The organism is Pontibacillus litoralis JSM 072002 (genome assembly GCF_000775615.1).
GTDB classification, from domain to species: domain Bacteria; phylum Bacillota; class Bacilli; order Bacillales; family BH030062; genus Pontibacillus; species Pontibacillus litoralis.
The window spans coordinates 81466-100575 of the sequence record NZ_AVPG01000009.1; the positions used below are offsets into that span (position 1 = coordinate 81466).

17 protein-coding genes are annotated in these 19110 nt (G+C 37.9%); 13 read left to right on the plus strand and 4 right to left on the minus strand.

Annotated features, from left to right (window positions below; genetic code table 11):
- Window positions 1-188 precede the first annotated feature (188 nt).
- From N784_RS07705 to N784_RS07760, 12 genes are all read left to right on the plus strand, one after another.
- Window positions 189-1490, plus strand: a complete 1302-nt coding sequence (locus N784_RS07705) for a globin-coupled sensor protein (protein ID WP_052127201.1) — start codon at window positions 189-191, stop codon at window positions 1488-1490.
- 135 nt (window positions 1491-1625) lie between these two features.
- On the plus strand, window positions 1626-1880 hold the full coding sequence (locus tag N784_RS07710) for a DNA alkylation repair protein (protein ID WP_156965205.1): 255 nt from the start codon (window positions 1626-1628) through the stop codon (window positions 1878-1880).
- Between the two features lie 71 nt (window positions 1881-1951).
- Entirely contained in the window at window positions 1952-2428 is a 477-nt protein-coding gene (locus N784_RS07715; RefSeq protein ID WP_036833861.1) for a DinB family protein, read from the plus strand.
- 139 nt (window positions 2429-2567) lie between these two features.
- Window positions 2568-3830 carry a glutamate-5-semialdehyde dehydrogenase gene (locus N784_RS07720; RefSeq protein WP_036833862.1) on the plus strand — a complete coding sequence of 421 codons (1263 nt, stop codon included), beginning with the start codon at window positions 2568-2570 and terminating at the stop codon, window positions 3828-3830.
- Window positions 3831-4000: 170 nt separating this feature from the next.
- A complete protein-coding gene (locus N784_RS07725; RefSeq protein ID WP_036833863.1) occupies window positions 4001-4747 on the plus strand; it encodes a hypothetical protein in 747 nt (248 codons plus the stop codon).
- Window positions 4744-6267 (plus strand): hypothetical protein, encoded by a 1524-nt coding sequence (locus N784_RS07730; protein ID WP_036833865.1) that lies wholly within the window; start codon window positions 4744-4746, stop codon window positions 6265-6267. Before N784_RS07725 ends, N784_RS07730 begins: the two co-directional genes overlap by 4 nt.
- A gap of 28 nt (window positions 6268-6295) precedes the next feature.
- On the plus strand, window positions 6296-6973 hold the full coding sequence (locus tag N784_RS07735; protein ID WP_036833868.1) for an ABC transporter ATP-binding protein: 678 nt from the start codon (window positions 6296-6298) through the stop codon (window positions 6971-6973).
- 242 nt (window positions 6974-7215) lie between these two features.
- Window positions 7216-8325 carry a glutamate 5-kinase gene (gene proB / locus N784_RS07740; RefSeq protein WP_036833869.1) on the plus strand — a complete coding sequence of 370 codons (1110 nt, stop codon included), beginning with the start codon at window positions 7216-7218 and terminating at the stop codon, window positions 8323-8325.
- Between the two features lie 185 nt (window positions 8326-8510).
- The gene (locus N784_RS07745) at window positions 8511-9866 is read left to right on the plus strand and encodes a sodium/glutamate symporter (RefSeq protein ID WP_036833870.1); all 1356 of its coding nucleotides are present in this window, start codon (window positions 8511-8513) and stop codon (window positions 9864-9866) included.
- 406 nt (window positions 9867-10272) lie between these two features.
- Window positions 10273-10971 carry a FadR/GntR family transcriptional regulator gene (locus N784_RS07750; protein WP_036833924.1) on the plus strand — a complete coding sequence of 233 codons (699 nt, stop codon included), beginning with the start codon at window positions 10273-10275 and terminating at the stop codon, window positions 10969-10971.
- Window positions 10972-10985: 14 nt separating this feature from the next.
- Window positions 10986-12389 carry an FAD-binding oxidoreductase gene (locus N784_RS07755; RefSeq protein WP_036833871.1) on the plus strand — a complete coding sequence of 468 codons (1404 nt, stop codon included), beginning with the start codon at window positions 10986-10988 and terminating at the stop codon, window positions 12387-12389.
- Window positions 12382-13701 (plus strand): (Fe-S)-binding protein, encoded by a 1320-nt coding sequence (locus N784_RS07760; RefSeq protein WP_036833873.1) that lies wholly within the window; start codon window positions 12382-12384, stop codon window positions 13699-13701. Before N784_RS07755 ends, N784_RS07760 begins: the two co-directional genes overlap by 8 nt.
- 816 nt (window positions 13702-14517) lie before the next feature.
- On the opposite strand, the gene cls is transcribed toward N784_RS07760, so the two are convergent.
- The 3 genes from cls to N784_RS07775 all read right to left on the minus strand — a co-directional run bounded on the left by cls (window position 14518) and on the right by N784_RS07775 (window position 17199).
- On the minus strand, window positions 14518-15948 hold the full coding sequence (gene cls / locus N784_RS07765) for a cardiolipin synthase (protein ID WP_036833874.1): 1431 nt from the start codon (window positions 15946-15948) through the stop codon (window positions 14518-14520).
- Window positions 15949-16103: 155 nt separating this feature from the next.
- Window positions 16104-16595 (minus strand): hypothetical protein, encoded by a 492-nt coding sequence (locus N784_RS07770; protein WP_036833876.1) that lies wholly within the window; start codon window positions 16593-16595, stop codon window positions 16104-16106.
- Between the two features lie 85 nt (window positions 16596-16680).
- Window positions 16681-17199 (minus strand): ribonuclease H-like YkuK family protein, encoded by a 519-nt coding sequence (locus N784_RS07775; protein WP_036833879.1) that lies wholly within the window; start codon window positions 17197-17199, stop codon window positions 16681-16683.
- A gap of 154 nt (window positions 17200-17353) precedes the next feature.
- Between N784_RS07775 and N784_RS07780 the strand changes: the two genes are divergently transcribed.
- Complete coding sequence (locus tag N784_RS07780; protein WP_036833881.1) at window positions 17354-18040, plus strand: DsbA family protein; 687 nt, start codon at window positions 17354-17356, stop codon at window positions 18038-18040.
- Window positions 18041-18147: 107 nt separating this feature from the next.
- Here N784_RS07780 and N784_RS07785 read toward each other — a convergent pair whose 3' ends face one another.
- Window positions 18148-19101 (minus strand): threonine ammonia-lyase, encoded by a 954-nt coding sequence (locus N784_RS07785; protein WP_036833883.1) that lies wholly within the window; start codon window positions 19099-19101, stop codon window positions 18148-18150.
- Window positions 19102-19110: the final 9 nt, after the last annotated feature.

Below are 19110 nucleotides of genomic sequence, written 5' to 3' on the forward strand. Positions count from 1 at the left end.
AGGATTTTTACTTTTTGTTACAATTTTGTGTACAGTGATGTAAATGTTTTGTGAACTTTTGAATGATAATGGGGAGTCTTAACGAATTAAAGAGCTTATCGTGTATAATGAGATAGGTATATCGTTCTACTTTTTGCGGAGAACTACTTAAGTACGCAACTAATTATTTACAAGTTGGGGGGATAATTTTGTTTAAACCACTCATGCCCAAGATAAAACGGCAATATTGGCTAGAGAAGTCCAAGACTGTGTCTGTAACTCTAATCGAAGGAAATGCAGCATTAAAAGATAAACTCAAAATCATTCAAATGGATGCAACAGATTTACAACGTATGAAAGTGATTCAACCTATAGTAGAGGAGCATATCGATAAAGTTGTGGATCAGTTTTATGCAACCATTATAGAACGGTCTCGTTTAAAAGCGATGATAGAAGAAAATAGCTCTGTAGAGAAATTAAGAAAAACCTTAAAAGTGCACGTTATTGAACTGTTTTCAGGAGTAATTGACGAATCGTTTCTAGAAAAGCGTAAACGCGTGGCAACGAGACACTATCAAATCGGATTGACACCATCTGCCTATATGGGGGCATTTCAAAATTTACAGAACGCGCTCATGTATGTCATTGGCAAGGAGCTAGAAACGAAAGAAGAAGCCTACGCCATCATTGCATCGGTGATGAAACTATTGAGCCTTGAACAACAAATCGTTCTAGAACATTATGAAGAATTAAATCGTATTCGTATTATGCAACAATTTGATGAAGGCAAGCAATCACTTAAGGAACAAATCGTATCGATTGCAGAAGAATTATTATACTTAGTACAACAAACAAATCACTCGATGGCGTCATTAATAGAGTATAGCGATGATGCGAAACATCAAACTAATGCCTTTTTGGAACAGTCGAATAATATGCAACAAATCGTGAAAGAAGGACAATCTAAGCTAGAAATAATGGATGGTCGTATTTATGATGTCACAACAGATGTCGAGATAATGAAGACTTCAGTTCATGAATTAGTAAAATCTACACAAAATATAGAGAAAGTCGTCCACATAGTTTCAGATATTGCAGAACAAACTAACTTATTATCATTAAATTCAGCCATAGAGGCAGCCAGAGCAGGTGAGTATGGAAAAGGTTTTTCAGTCGTAGCAAACGAAGTAAAGAAATTAGCTCATCAAACGAAAAACGCTATTGGACAAATCGGTTCATTCGTTCATCAAACGACAGAAAAGACAGAAGAAGTATTACGTACGTTAGATCGTGTAGAAAAAACGATTCATTTCGGTATACAATCATCTAAGGACAATAAACAAGCATTTGGACGTATTCGTTCTTCCATTGAGCAGAACACAGCTTCTTATGAGAGCATTGATCAGCAAATGAATGAATTGATTCACGTGATTCAAGATATCGGATCTGCTACGAAAAAAGTATCAGAAAGTGCTGAACACCTGAAAGAGTCAGCTGATATTGCGAAATAGTTTGTAAGAGCATTAGTGGTTCCCTTGCCATCGTTTTCGGACATATTATAACCGATCCGTCCTATCACCTTTTTGGATAACTTTACGAGTTATGGCATACACTTAGTACATAATATGGTTGAAGGAGGACAAAACGTGCCGAACCCTTACTTATGTCCCAATTGCAAAACGAACCGAACTCGCTTCAATTTAATTGAACAAAATGCAAGGGCAATTAAAAAACATCCGCAAACAGGAGAGGTTACGGAAGAATGGATAGGTGAAAATTTGGAGCCAATGCATTTATCGTATCAAGGTCCAAATATCCGAGTTCAATGCGCTACTTGTGGCGTAATTGAAGATGAAATATCTTTCGTAAAGCGAGCGGAGTATAGTAAAAAAAGTCTCTAAGTGTTTTTAGAAGCGTATACCTATATCCGTATGTTATACTTTTTCTATTCATGATAGAAAGGATGGATAGAATGGACGGATTGCAGGAAAAACGTACTCAAGTCGTCAATTTCTTAATGGATTTGACAGAAGAAGAGGCGAAGTATAAACCGGATGAAACGAAATGGTCCGTACTAGAAATTGCTGAGCATTTATATTTAATGGAGATTGTTGTGCATAAACAAATTCATTATGCAATAGATAATTTAGAAGCGGTGGAGGTATCTGAGAAGCCAATCAATCAAACGACAGATCGCTCTAATAAAGTAGAAGCTCCTGAAGCATTACAACCACAAGGTCGCTTTCATTCCACGGAAGAAGCGTTATCAGCGTTGAAAGAATCACGAGAAGGAACACTATCTATCTTGAAGCAATACGATAAACAATTGCTAGCATCTAGAGCTATTCCTCATCCTGCATTTGGGAATATGAGTGGTTTACAATGGATAGAGTTTATCGGTTGGCATGAACTTAGACATCTAGAACAAATGAAAGAAATAACTGCATAATGAAATGAAGAATCTTGGCATAGTAGCTAAGGTTCTTTTTTGATTGCTTTTATAAAATGATATTAAAGAAAAGGGATTTATGTGTGTTGTCACGAAACATAATATTAATGAAGAAATGCGGAGTTAAAAGGGGGATGTTATGAGTAAAGTAGAACGTATCCTATCTGTGAAAGACCAAGCATGTAAAGCACACAAAGCTTCCAAAAAATTAGCTGTTCTTGAGACCGCAGAGAAGGATCGAGCATTACAAGTAGTAGCAGACCGTTTAGAAGCGGAATATAAGACTATTTTGCAAGCGAATGAATTAGACTTAGAAGCAGGACGGCGTAATCATTTTGATGATGCATATATGGACCGCTTAGCTTTGACGAAAGAGCGCATAGCCGAATTTGCTCAAGGGCTCCGAAATGTAATTGCACTACAAGACCCATCTGGGGTTGTGAAATCAGAATGGACGTTAGAGAATGGGCTGCACGTGCAACAAGTTTCTGTCCCATTAGGTGTTATCGGTATGATTTACGAAGCGCGCCCTAATGTAACGGTCGATGCGACAGGACTTGCTTTAAAATCAGGAAATACGATTATTTTAAAGGGAGGGTCTTCAGCAATCTACTCGAACCAAGCAATTGTAGAGATTATGAGATGCGCTTTGGAAGAAACAAAGATACCGAAAGAAGCAGTACAGTTCATTGCCAGTACAGACCGCGAAACAACGAAACAGCTATTCACGATGAAAGAGTATATTGATGTATTGATTCCTCGAGGTGGAGGTCAACTTATCCAAACCGTTGTGGAAAATGCAACGGTACCAGTGCTCGAAACAGGCGTTGGTAATTGTCACATTTATGTGGATAAAGAAGCTGACGTGGAAAAAGCCATTCAAATTATAGTAAATGCGAAAACAGACCGACCAGCAGTTTGTAATGCCGCCGAAACGTTGCTCGTTCATAAAGCGTGGTTAGATTTGCATCATGACCGGCTCATAAACGCTTTTCAGCAGCATGGTATTCATGCATTTGCTGATGAATATGCCCTCCCATTCATTCCTAGAGCCGATAAAGCTACAGAAGATGATTGGGCAAATGAATTCTTAAGTCGAGATATTGCAGTGAAGACAGTGGATAGTGTACTAGAAGCAGTAGAGCATATCGAACGCTATGGAACGAAACATTCCGAAGCAATCGTTACAGAAAATGAGCAACATGCAGAAATATTTATGAAACTAGTCGATGCCGCTGCTTTGTATCATAATGCGTCTACTAGATTTACAGATGGAGGAGCACTTGGTTTTGGTGCTGAAATCGGCATCTCTACCCAGAAGCTTCATGCAAGGGGACCAATGGGCTTACATGCATTAACAACCGTCAAATATATAATGAGAGGATCGGGACACATACGATAAGGAACTACATAGGGTTATGGATGGAGTATACCATTCTTAACCCTTTTGTGTGCGTTCATATACTTATTATTGATATATTGTTAAATATGACTTAAAATGGTATGTGTAACTTTTTATTTCCAATTACTAGAGGTGCAATCATACCTTGCATTTAAGAAGGAGCTAATTCTATGAGCCAAATGTGGAAAGAATATAAGACGCCATTTTTATTAACGGTTTTAATAGGTTTATTGATTAATTGTGTCTCAATATATTTTGTTTCAAATAGTTATACATTGCAGTATGAAATGGATGCTTGGGTACAGGGATCAGGTTTAATGGATTTTGTTTTTCCGTTATTCGCTTCAGCTCCCTTTGTTTGGATTTTATTTTATAAGTATAAGAATGATTTTATCAAATATATTTCGCTACGTATTTCCGAGAAAGAGTTTGTAATAAAAGAAATAGCTTTTATGTGCATGCTTTCAGGAATGAGTATAGTAATTATTTATTTTGTATCCTTGTTAGTGACGTTATTTGCTCCGTTTAATTTTTTTCTAGTAAATGAGGGGGATTTGAGTACGCATTTATTTGGAGAAATGCAAATAAAACGTCCAATAGTATTTGGATTTTTGTATTCTTTGTTTAAAGGAGCTATCGCATCATTATTCACTCTATTTGGAGCGGTATTTGCAATGCATGCAAAGAACTTGTTCGTTGTCCTTTTCGCTCCATTTTTATACGCTTTTATAGAAAATTTTGTAACAGGCATTTTAAGAATTCCGCAATTTAGTATTTATACTAGCTTCATCGTGAACCGCATAGACCCTAAAAGTATGGAGGTAATCTATTTATTTGTTGGTCCAGCAGTGTTGATGCTTGCTATATTTATAACGTGGAAAAAATATAGAAGTAATGAAGGGCACATGAACGTATGAATAAAATAGAACAATTAAAAGTAAAAGAGTTTTTATTTTCTCCGCTACTATTAATACTATTATCCATATACATATTTAACATTTTTAGTTATGGTGTACCAATCTCGCAGATGACATGGGAAACGATTTTATGGGGCTTAACAGATCATTATTATTTGCTTTATATGTTGCTTCCAGTTTATATGTATTTAATATTAAAGATACAACAAACACATGAACATTTTAGTGTTATTCGTCATCGAACTTTTTTCCATTACTTTCGTATCCATTTAATGACTGGATTTGTTAGTATTACGAGTTTTATAATATTGCATGTCCTTATTTTGTTACCGGTGCTTATAATAAATGGACAATTATTCGATGTTCATTTTAACTATACCGACTATACACATACTCTTTCACCTCTGTATGCTGCAATATTTCCTAATACGTTTATTTCTGTTATAGCCACGCTTACATACATGATAATGGGGCTATTCTATATTTATATCATCATCAGCGTATTTTCTTTATTTTTTGGTCAACGTAACACATATTATTTCGTCATTTTCCTGATTATTTCTATGATTTTTGCATTAAGAAGTGGATTAGATGACATTTTATATCCTTTTTTCTTGAATAATTATTATATTCTACATCATACATTTGATCAGGCACATCAGTATATCCAATTAATGGTGTTAATGATTGTTGTCATTATCGTCCTATTATACGTTGTAAAACATTATTGGTATAAGACGATTTATTTTCAAGGCATTACGATGAAGAATTGGTTCATTTCTTTTTTTGTTAAACCTAAAGTATTGTTAGTCATTCTTTTATTCATTTGTGTGAACGTAGTATTGTTTGACTTACGTGAAGCAGAATATACGTTTATCCAGTTGTTGCTTAATGATTTTATAGGATATGGCTATGGATATTTTGATATTACTACATTTATGAAATATGTATTCGTAATAGGAATACCGCTATATATGATAGGTATGTATATAGATCAAGAAGTAAGCGGAAGGTCGTCTATTATAGTTGTGCGTTTTCACTCGTATAAACAACTTTGGTTTCAAATGCAAAAAGCGATAACTACATTTATTGTGGTATATTGTACTGGCTATGTATGCATTAGTATGTTATCTGCGCTAATGATTGGAGGTTCATGGACGAATGCCCCCTTGGAGAATTTTGTGGGAACTTCTACGAATCTATCATTTCTAGTCGGTATAATGATTAGTTTCTTCATAATGGTATTGGAAATTAATTTGTTGCAGCTGTTGATGAATGTGCTAATGGCGATAACGAATAACTTATATGTAGCTTTTCTAATTATCGCATTTGGCTATGGTTTATTGTTCATGTCGGCAAATGTCATTCAATATGTACCGTGGGGTATTTCTAGTATCGTGCGTATAGATCAATTTACAGGGGATTTTGTCTTTAGCGGACTAATCGTTATGGTGGTTATGCTTGCGTTAAATGTTTGTTTGTATTATCTCATAGAGAAACGATTGTTAAAGCAGTTCTAGTCATGTGCGTAAAGGAGAGGGTTTCTTGATGGAACAAAACAATATGATTGAGTTAAATGGAGTGACGAAGCGTTTAGAAGGAAGATTATTGTATGAGAACATTACTTTGACTGTACAACGAGGGGAAATTGTTGGTTTTGTTGGGTCAAATGGATCTGGTAAGTCGGTTTTATTTAAATTAATATGCGGTTTGATGAGAGCAGATGAAGGTACAGTTTATGTTAATGGAGAACGACTAGGAGACAAGAATGATTTTCCGAAAGATACAGGTGTGTTAATTGATTCACCTGGATATATTGAACTTTACTCAGGCTTTCAAAACTTAAAAATGATAGCCTCGATATTAAATAAAATTGATGATAAACAAATTGAAGAAACGATGAAGCTAGTTGGCCTTGATCCGTATAATAAAACGAAAGTGAAGAATTATTCATTAGGAATGAAGCAAAAATTAGGAATTGCACAAGCCATTATGGAGAATCAGCAGTTACTCATTTTAGATGAACCGTTTAATGGGTTAGATTTTAAAACAATTAAGGAATTACAGCAAATTATAAGGCGATTAAATGAAGAAGGAAAAACAATACTATTAACGAGTCACGAACATGAATATTTAGAGAAATTATGCAATCGAATGTATATGATTGACGAAGGAAAAGTGATGCCGTTTACAGATGAAATAAAACAAAAATATTTTACATTGTAAAGGTGCAGAAAGGACAAGGAGTGATATACCTTGTCCTTTCTGTTTGGATAAGCAGTTAATAGCGCAAAGAAAGATGCCTTTATGCTCGGATATTGAAAAATTCTTAAATAAAACAATTGAAAATTTCAGAATATTTGTTATGATGAGAATTATTATATTATACATTACGAAGAATATTTATTCGGTTGTCGCTAAGTGGACGGAATGGCTTGGTTAGAAGTAATAGTAGAAGGAGTGAAGGAATGGTACAAACAAAGAACACTAAACGAGTCGTTATCAAAATTGGTAGCAGTTCGTTAACGAGTGCTCAAGGGGAATTAAGTAGACGTAAATTAGAGAAATTAACAAATGAAATTGTTCGATTAAAAGACGAAGGATTTGAAGTCGTTATTGTTTCTTCTGGGGCGGTAGCAGCTGGCTATCGTAAACTTGGTTGTTTGCACCGTCCGACAACATTACCTGAAAGGCAAGCGGCAGCATCCATAGGTCAAGGGTTATTAATGGAAACGTATGCTGAATTATTTACGTCTCACGGATATGTCGCTTCTCAGCTTTTACTTACAATGAATGATTTAGCGGAAGAAGAACGGTATCATAACGTATTAAATACGCTAAACATGTTATTAAAGCGGGGAATCATACCAATAATCAATGAAAATGACACAGTAACGATCGATGAGTTGAAATTTGGTGATAATGATACGTTATCTGCTAAAGTAGCAGCTTTAGTTGATGCAAATCAGTTAATTGTGTTATCAGATGTGGACGGATTGTATGATTGTGACCCTTCCCTTTATACGAACGCCAAGGTGATTGAGCAAGTGGATGTTATTTCCCAGGAAATTGAGCAGCTAGCAGGGGAGGCAAGTAGTAAAGTGGGTACAGGAGGTATGAAGTCTAAATTGATTGCCTTTAAAATAGCCATGGCTGCCGGTATAAAAGCCTTTCTAGGAAGAGCCACGACGGAGAACATTATTTATGATGCTGCTTATGAAAATGCAAAAGGGACTTATTTTTCCCCGAATGATGCGTTTGGATCACTTGATGTGCATCATAAGTGGATTGCGTTTCATTCCAGTCCTAAAGGTGTTCTGATTATAAAGGATGAATATGTATCATTAATAGCAGAAGGGAAACATGCTATTAATCGTCACCATATCAAGCAAGTATTAGGTGAGTTTCCTAAGCAATCAGTTGTGAAGCTTGTTGATACTAGCAATGTGAAAATCGGCTTAGGACTTGTATCGGTTGCTTCAAGAATGATAGAGCAACATACTTCAATATTAAACTTAACGGTGGTTGATCCTGAGCAAATAGTACAATATCAGCATTATCCTGTTTTATTAAAATGAATAGCAACAAAACACGTTGTCAAACGAACGAAGAGTGATATAATATATGTAAATGTATTACATTTCTCCTCGTTTTTTTGTGTGTAAAAATATTTGAATTTACAAAAAAATCACGGGTTGATTATTTTTGTAGTATTATATAAAAGCATGCGTTAAAAAAGCAAAAAAATATAGGAGGGATTCTATTGCAGGTATGGGATTTTGCAATTGATTTAGGGCTCATTTCAATGTTGTTATTAATTGGAGTTATGTTACGAGCCAAAGTCACCGGGATTCAAAAACTATTCATTCCAGCAAGTATTACAGCTGGTATTCTAGGCTTAGTATTTGGACCGAACGGATTGGACAAGTTGCCATTTTCCGAAATGATGAGTTATTATCCAACCATATTAATAGCTGTTATTTTTGGTGCAATACCAATTGGAGCTGCTAAAGTAAATTGGAAAAAAACTTTTGGAAGAGTTCGCAATATGTGGGTTTATTCCATGTTACTCACGCTACTTATGTGGGGTGGCGGTGCGCTATTTACATTACTATTGATTAATGCTGTATGGGATGTTCCAAATGGATTTGGTCTCGTTTTAGGAGCCGGTTTTCTTGGGGGACATGGAACGGCAGCAGCGGTAGGTGAAGCGTTTAGTGGTTTAGGTTGGGAAGATGCAACAGCACTTGGATATACTTCTGCAACAATAGGATTAGTTTGTTCTATTTTAGGTGGATTGTTAATTATTAAAAGAAGCACCAAGAATAACCAAGCGAATTTTATATCAGATTTTGAAGAATTGCCGAACGAATTAAGAACAGGTTTAGTGCCAAAGAGCAGGCGTGTCTCGACTGGGGACGACACTGTTTCAAGTAATACTGTAGATCCTCTATTTTTTCACATGGCAATAATTGCTGTGGTAGTGATGGTAAGCTATTTCCTACAATCATGGATTCAATCCATCTTCCCAAGTATTAGTATTCCTTTATTAAGTTTATCCTTCGTCGTTGGATTACTAGCACAAACAATTTTAAATATCACAAAAGCAAACGAATATGTAGATAAAAGAACGATAGATCGTATTAGCGGAACAGCTACGGATTTAATTGTAGCCTTCGGAATTGCGTCCATTAATATTTCTGTTGTGATGTCATATGCGGAGCCTTTAATTATCCTATTTGTATTTGGTGTTATTTGGGCTTATTGTATTTACCGTTTTATAGCTCCACGAGTATTCCATGACCATTGGTTTGAGAATGGTATTTTTGGATGGGGCTGGAGTACAGGGACAGTTGCAATGGGAATCGCATTATTGCGCATTGTAGATCCGAAAAAAGAAAGTTCTACTCTAGACGATTACGCACTCGGATATGTCGGAATGGTACCGGTCGAAATAGTAATTATTACATTTGGACCAATGATGATGATGACAGGTCTCGGTTTTCCGTTTTCACTAGCTTTATTAGGTGGAGCTGCCGTACTTTTTGTAATCGCAGCGAAAACAGGATGGCTCGTTTCAAAACGTACCCCATCTATGATGGAAAAAGATTCTGCGTAATAGTTGGTAATGTTTGAATAAAAAAGACAGCCGTATTTGGCTGTCTTTTTTTTGCTATATATGATCAATACTAGCGTATATCTAACTAATAAGTTAAAGGTAGAGCTGTTAGAATGAACGTAAAGACTCTGAGCCACGGGATTTTATTCATACTCGCACCTCCTCTCTATGTAACATTCGTGATTTGAAAGTTATTTTACTAGTTCTCCTTTTGATCTACAGGAGACCATCTTTCCTTTTTTAAACATTTCTATTCATTCGGAGATTAAATACAAGTTTATTTATCTTTACTGAGGATATTCTTCTTTATCACCATTATAATATTATATGATTGTCATACAAATTTTTGTGGTGTAAACTATACACAGAGAAGATCTTACAAATAGAAAAGAGGCCATAGTATTTGATGAAAATTGTTCGTAAAAAAGTTTCACTACAAGTATTCGATCGCATTAAAGAGATGATACAAGAACAAGATTTAAAGCCCGGTGATAAATTGCCAACGGAGAAGGAGTTAACGGAGTTGTTTGGCGTTAGCCGTACACCTGTCCGTGAAGCGTTAAGCATTTTAGAAGCAAGTGGAATAACTGTCCCGAAGCAAGGAGGGGGAAGTGTAATTCAGCCTGTTTCATTAACGAATATGTTAGAGCAAATTCAATTGGAGTTTGTCGATGAGGAAGAAGTGCTTAATTTGCTAGAGACGCGAATTATTTTAGAGTCAGAGGCAGCAAGGTTAGCTGCTAGCCGTCGTACGGAAGAAGACCTCGTACTATTAGAAACAGCGCTAGATCGATTGAAGCAGTCACAAACAGATACTCAAATCGGCCATAAAGAAGATATAGCTTATCATACGGCTATTGTACAAGCAACGCACAATCCTATTCTTATTCGCACGGTGGATAGCATCAATCATTTATATGAGAAAGCTATTTTTTATTCGTTATTGCAGTACATGAAACTTGCAGAAAACCGTGCGCAAATCCTTGCAGAGCATGAAAAAGTGTTAGATGCGATTAAGAAGAGGGATGAAGAACAAGCGAAGGAAACGATGTATCACCATTTATTGAACTCAATGAAGAAATTTAAACGATCAATGGAAAAATAATGAGGAGGATGGAGATGGAGAATTGGATCTCAGCATTACAATTAAACATTTCAGAGACACAAATTTTAACAGAGGTAGCTGATCGATATAGTTATAGCTTCGATGCATCTTTCGGTGAGTATTTACCAGAAGTAGTTGTTCAGGCGAAGAGCAAGGAAGATGTCATTCACGTCCTTAAAGTAGCTAATCAACATAACGTGCCTGTATATCCGAGAGGGCAAGGTACGTGCTTAAGTGGAGGGCCTTTGCCTGTGCATGGTGGGATTGTATTGGATATGTCTAAATGGCCAGAGAAGATTGAAGTAAGCCCAGATGACTTAATTGTAACGGTTTCTCCGAGTGCAATCACCGCTAACATTAACAGTGCAGCAGAGGAGCACGGTCTAATGTATGCACCAGATCCAAGTAGTAGTAAAGTGTCTACGATAGGCGGGAATTTAGCAGAAAACTCAGGTGGACCACGTGGATTAAAATATGGTGTAACGAAAGACTTTGTACTTGGTTTGGAGCTCATAACACCAGAAGGAGAAGTTATTCGAACAGGCGGAAGAACGATTAAAAACGTAACAGGTATGGATCTAACGAAATTAATCGTTGGATCAGAAGGAGCACTTGGTGTAATTACAGAAGCTACATTGAAACTCATGCCGAAGCCTCCTGCCGTTCAAACTATCATGGCAGTTTTTGATGATGTGCGTACAGCAGGTAAAGCAATTTCCAAAACGTTAACTTCGGGCATTTTACCTTCTAAGATGGAATTTATGGATCAAGCATGTATTCGTACTGTTGAAAACTTTAAACCTGCTGGCCTTCCAGTTGATGCCGAAGCAATCGTTATTATTGAGTTAGACGGTCATAAAGAAGCTTTAGCTATAGAGAAAGAACAAGTACAGAAAATCATGGAAGAGATTGGTGCAACAGATACAATATTACCAAAAACGCAAGAAGAAGCGGACAAAATTTGGTATGCCAGAAAACAAGTTTCTCCAGCCATTGCAAAAATTAAGCCTACCATCGTATCAGAAGACGCAACCGTGCCACGAAGCAAAATTCCTGATATGATGGACCGTATTTTAGAAATTAAACAAAAGCATAATGTAGAGATTGTTGTATTCGGTCATGCAGGTGATGGAAATCTACACCCGAACGTATTATGTGATAAGCGTGATAAAGAGGAAATGAAACGAGTAGAATTGGCGGTAGAGGAAATGTTCCAAGCAGCTATTGATCTTGGAGGAACGCTTTCAGGAGAACATGGCATAGGAACGATGAAATCCCCGTTCATGGAGCTAGAACTTGGGGAGGTAGGTTTAGACATGATGAAGCGAATTAAAGATGCTTGGGATCCAAACAACATTATGAATCCAGGCAAGATTTTCCCTGAAAAAGGACAGAAGCTGGTGTTAAGTGATGAGTAGTTTACAAGAATTACAGCAAAAAATCAACTATGAAAAAACAATAGATTGTGTGCAGTGTGGGTATTGTTTACCGGTATGTCCAACGTTTGAAACAATGGAGCGTGAAACCCATTCACCACGCGGACGCATCAACTTGGTCAAAATGGTAGCAGAAGGAAAAGCAGACATTGACGTATTAGAAGACCCGATAGAGAAATGCTTAGGATGCATGGCTTGTACTACTGTTTGTCCGAGTAACGTGCAATACGGACAAATTTTAGAGGGGGCTAAAGACGTCGTTGAACAAAATAAACAGAAATCGAAACCACAAAAAGGCGTAGAAAATTTCTTATTCGATTCTTTCTTCCCCTCGAAAGGGTGGATGGATACACTAGGAAACGCTACATGGCTGTATCAAAAGAGTGGCGTACAGAAAGTAGCAAGAAAGCTTAACTTAACGAAAATTGCTCCATTAAATATGGAACATTTTGAGAAGGTGATTCCTGATTTACCATCACCTAAGGAAAGAAAGAAACGTGCTAATCGCTACATTAGTAAGCGCCCTGCAACTGCGAAAATAGCGTTCTTTACCGGTTGTGTTATGGATAGCATGTTCTTTGAAACGAACAAAAATACAATCCATTTACTTGTGAAAAGTGGAGCAGAAGTTATTTTACCAAAACAACAAACGTGCTGTGGTGCTTTACATGCACACTCAGGAAAAGTCGATGAATCAATTGAGCTAGCGAAAGCAAATATAAAAGCATTTGAAGAAGAGCAAGTCGACTATATTATTAACAACGCGGGCGGCTGTGGAGCAAGATTGATCGAATACCACCACCTATTTGAAGAAGGTAGTGAATGGCATGAACGTGCGAAAAAATTCGTGACAAAGGTAAAAGATATTACACAAATATTAGTAGAACTTGATCAAATTGAGTATACGAAACCCGTTCATAAAACTGTGACCTATCAGCCATCTTGTCATATGACTAACGTTCAAGGAGTTATCGAACCACCAAAGCAGTTGTTGAACAAGATTCCAGGTTTAACATTAAAGGAATTAAAGCGACCAGAATTTTGCTGTGGATCAGCAGGAACATACAACATGCTACAATACGATGAATCTATGAAAATACTAGACATGAAAATGGAAGACGTCTGCTCAACAAAAGCATCAGACGTTGTCACAACCAACCCAGGCTGTTTACTACAAATGAAGCTAGGAATTGAACGTGAAGGTACAACCGGTGAAATGGAAGCCGTTCACATTGTCGACCTACTAGCCCAAGCAGGACCAGTCGGGAAATGGGAAAAAGAGACAAGGGGTTAATCCCTTGTCTCTTTTTCTGCGGAGCAGAGAATTCGCTCGCGTACGGAATAAAGTCGCTCGCGTGCGGAGGAAATTCGCTCGCGTACGGAGGAATTCGCTCGCGTGCGGAGTAAAGTCGCTCGTGTACGGAGGAATTCGCTCGTGTACGGAGGAAGTCGCTCGTATACGTAGTAAAGTCGCTCGTATACGTAGTAAAGTCGCTCGCGTACGGAGGAATTCGCTCGCGTACGGAGGAATTCGCTCGCGTACGTAGTAAAGTCGCTCGCGTACGGAAGGAATTCGCTCGCGTGCGGAGGACAGTCGCTCGTGTACGGAGGAATTCGCTCGCGTGCGGAGTAAAGTCGCTCGTATACGTAGTAAAGTCGCTCGCGTACGGAGGAATTCGCTCGCGTACGGAGGAATTCGCTCGCGTACGTAGTAAAGTCGCTCGCGTACGGAAGGAATTCGCTCGCGTGCGGAGGACAGTCGCTCGTGTACGGAGGAATTCGCTCGCGTGCGGAGTAAAGTCGCTCGTATACGTAGTAAAGTCGCTCGCGTACGGAGGAATTCGCTCGCGTACGGAGGAATTCGCTCGCGTACGGAGTAAAGTCGCTCGCGTACGGAGTAAAGTCGCTCTCGTACGTAGTAAAGTCGCTCGTGTACGGAAGGAATTCGCTCGCGTGCGGAGGAATTCGCTCTCGTACGTAGTAAAGTCGCTCGTGTACGGAAGGAATTCGCTCTCGTGCGGAGGAATTCGCTCATGCCCGCGAAAAAAAGAGTTCCGTTCATCAAAAAAAGGTTCACACAAAAGAGGTGGTGAACCTTTTTATTGATATTTTATAAAATAGGAGATAACAAACGGGAAATGGATTCTTTTAATTTGATTAACGTTGATCGGTTTTTATACACTTCTTTTGTTATTTCTTGACAATCTTCTAAGTCTTGCTCAAATACTTGGTGCAATGATTGCGCAACCTCGTGATCATATACAATCGCATTTACTTCAAAATTCAATTTGAAACTTCTCACATCAATGTTAGCCGTGCCAACAGAAGCGACTTTTCCATCCACGACGAGTGTTTTTGCATGCAGGAAACCATTCTCATACGTGTAGCTGCGGACACCGGAGTCGATAAGTTGACCGATGTGTGAGTAGGTGGCCCAATAAACAAAAGGATGATCTGGCTTATTTGGAATCATGATGCGGACATCGACACCGCTTAAGGAAGCAATGTTTATCGCATCCATTAAGCTGTCGTCTGGAATGAAATAAGGCGTTTGAATATAAATGCTTTCTTTTGCGGATAATATTAATTTAATATAAGCATTTTTAATTTGTTGCCATTCTGAATCGGGTCCACTCGTAATAATTTGCATACCAGAATTTCCGTGTGGATCCATCTCAGGAAAGTACTTAGGAGAAGGTTGTAATTTATTGCGTGATGCATGGTTCCAGTCCAAATAAAAACGTGTTTCTAATGCGTATACCGAGCTCCCGTGAACTTTGAAATGTGTATCTCTCCAGTAACCGAATTTATGATCTAATCCGAGGTATTCGTCACCAATATTAAATCCTCCAACAAAGCCAATCTCTCCATCAATGACAACGATTTTCCGGTGATTACGATAGTTTAATCGTAAATTGATATAGGGTATCCGTGAAGGAAAAAACGCTGCCACATGTCCACCGGCATCAATCAATGGCTTTAGCGTTGAACGTCTTAACCCTCGCGACCCCATTTCATCATAGAGGAAGCGCACTTCGACACCTTCATGAGCTTTACGAGTTAATGCTTCAATCAACCTTTTACCAGTAGCATCATTTTGTACAATATAATATTGAATATGAATAAAATAATTGGCTTCTTCAATGGATTGGATTAAATCATCCATTTTTTCATGCCCATCAATAAATAGTTCAACCTCATTATCTAATGTAAGAATCGATTCATTATTGACAAGGTTCATATACATAAGATCCTGGTATTCAAATTCTGTCTCTTTATGTAATTGCAGCATTTCTGTTTGTTTTTTCTTTAACGCTTTAAAGAAGTTTTCCGCTTCAGATGATAACTGAAATATTTTTCTTCTGCTTAGGTTTTGGCCGAATAACAAGTATAGAATAAATCCGAATATAGGGATAAAGAAGAGAACCATCAACCAAGCCCAAGTAGTACTAGCTTGTTTACGTTCAAGAAAGATAATAGCGATTCCCATTAAAATGTTAATGATAAGTCCTAGTATAGCAAGTATAGCGAAAATATCCATAAGAACCTCCTTTTAAAAGAATAACCATTGTAATCATAGCCCATTTTATTGTAAAAGTGAATAGGTTACATAGTTTACTTTACCCTATTAAGGAAGGCTTAAGCACAAAAAATAAGCCCTTTCCTAGAGAGAAAAGGAGAAAGGGCGTTCGTTTATTATTGTTTATGTTGCTTTTTTCCAAAAATGAAATAAATACCGACAGCGATTAGAGCGATTGGCCAAAGTTCTAGTAAAATTGCCAAGAAAGCTTGCGCATAAAAGAGCGCAGCAACAATCGTTAAAACGCTAATCGGAACCCAAAGTCCTTTATTGCGTCCACCAAAATACCATAATTCAAATAATCCAAAAGCAGGGGCTAGAATGATGGTAGGCCACGTATAGGTTGTGTATTGATAGTTTGTTAATATATCAATATAGAAATAAATGCTAAGTATAAGCAAAATGCCACCTGGAACGAGTAAACCTGCATTTTCTGGTCGTTTCCCGGTTAGGAAAAATGCTATATGAAAGCCAAGTGACGTAAGAAGTAATGTGATTGGCCAAGAGATAAAACCGTAATGAATAAATCCGAAGTTTTCTAATAAAAGTATAGAGCCAATGACAATAAAGAGTATGCCTAAAATACTATTTTGAAGTTTCTGTTTCAAGATGAGTAACCCCCCTACTATTGTAATAAATGCCTCTACGTTTATAATATGCGTATTTTAGGTGTGTGGCAACTATATTATAGGGTTATTTCGTATAACGGTTCGCATAACTAGAAGCGGCGTAAGCGTCTGGTTTAATTTTCACTTCAATTCCCATTTGGCGGGTGCGTTGCGTCATTTCGGTTATTAAATGGCGTGTAATCCCTTTGTGGCCTATATCCAAATGAATTTCAAACGTGAATGAAGCACCTTTTTCCTCGAAAGGTTGGATAATACATGCTAATTCTTCTAAATAGTCTGGTGTAAAGTAAAAGGCAATTTCTTGACTTAGCCATGTTTCTGTTGAAATTTTTTCCCGAAGACTTTGCACAGGACGACGAACGGTGTGATTACGTAAACAGCCCCAAGCCCCTTTGCCAATGCGATGAATATGAATTGCTGTAATGAAGCGCGTGTATACACGATGTACGTGGGAATCCGTTCCTATCGACAGCCGATATGAAGCGGCAGGATCCTGTTGCACAAACGTCCGAATCTGATTGCGCACGTCTTCCATCGTCATATGATGCTCACTCTGGTTATAAAAAGAAGGATTCTCAATCATCTATTCGCCTCCATTGTTCATAAAGTGGTGTTCAACTCATGTTAACTTATTTACGAGAAGTGCTGATGCTTGACGATAGAAAAAAACTGTACTTATAATAAATACGTTACAACTCATAAAAGTTATGACAATATAGAGGAAAAAGGGTGATTTCATGGCTTCAAAACAACAAAAAGGAAGCAATGCATGGATTTATTGGATGATTGCCGTTGTCGTCGCTGGAGCAATCATTATGGTTGTGTTAGATAACAAAATGTCCGGAAATGATACAAATACGGAGGAAGCAGTGACAATTGATTACGAAAATCAACCATATATAGGGGATGAGGAAGCACCAGTAAGCATTATAGAATTTGGTGACTACTTATGTCCAGCATGTAAAAATTTCAACGAAGGTGCAATTCCTGAGATCCAACAAGAACTAATCGATTCAGGCCAAGCAAAATTATATTTCATGCATTTCCCAGTAATAAATAACGATTCAACGAAATCAGCAACATTTGCAGAAGTTGTCTACCAAGAACTGGGCAATGAAACGTTTTGGGAGTTTCATGATGAGCTGTATAGTCGCCAGCCTAATCATGACGAACTAGAACAAACTCCTTATACAGATGAATTTTTACAAGATACATTAACTACTGTTGTTGACGATCAAGAAAAAGTAGAACAAGTCATGACAGCGTATGAAGAATCATCAGATGAAATTATTGCAAGCGACATACAACTTGCGAAAGACTTAAGCGTCATGTCCACACCAACAATGGTCGTAAACGGAAAAGTATTTAAAGGCGAATCCTTTGAAGATTTAAAACAAATGGTAGAAGAAGCCGCTAACGAATAATTTATAATATGGATCCGTTGGTATTGATGCGCGGAATTCGAGATTTTGTAATTTAATACTGAAAATAGCAAAGAAAGCAGGCTGTTCAAAGAACGAGCCTGTTTTCTTTATGCGTATTGAATGATTTTTGGTTGCTCCTTTAATTGTTGAATCATTGGGAGTTTGGACACGTCCATGTTGCCGCCGCTAATGACAATACCGATGTTGTGTGTGTTTATGTGCCGGTGATGAGCCAAAAGTCCAGCCAAGGCTGTTGCGCCTGCACCTTCAACAAGGCTTTTGTGACGTTCGAGCATATACAACATGGCGTTCGCGATATCGGTTTCGGTTACCGTAATGATTGTATCCACATAGCGTTGGATGTAAGGGAACGTTGCGATGCCTGGTTGCTTTACAGCGATGCCATCTGCAATGGTGTCAACTTGCTGTAATGATTTTTGGTTGATTCCATAAAAACGGTTGTAGGTTGCACTTGCTCGTTCTGCTTGTACGCCAATGATTTGGATGCTTGGTTTTCGCCATTTTGCTGCAAAGGCGATGCCACTAATAAGTCCGCCGCCTCCAATTGGTACGAGAATGGTTTGTAAATTGGGGTTTTGTTCAAGCATTTCGATTGCTATTGTCCCCTGACCAGCCATGACGTCAATATCATCAAATGGGTGGATAAACATTTTGTTAGTCGTGGCTTGTTCTGCTCGAGCTGCTTCGTATGCTTCTTGAAAAGATCCTCCCGTTTTTACAATAGTAGCACCGTATGCTTTGGTGGCGGAAACCTTTGCTTCTGGTGTTCGTTCTGGCATGTAAATGGTTGCTGCGCCGCCACGTTTAGCTGCAGCAAGAGCAACACCTTGAGCATGGTTACCAGCAGAAGCGGTAATAACACCATTTTGTAATTGCTGTTTAGTTAATTGTGATATTTTATAGCTAGCGCCTCGTATTTTAAAGGCTCCAGTTTTTTGTTGGTTTTCCATCTTAAAGTAGACGCTTTTCCTCGTTTGTTCATTGATAAATGTTGATGTTGTTAGTGGTGTTTCATGTATCACCGATTGTAAGTGATCCACGGCATCTGT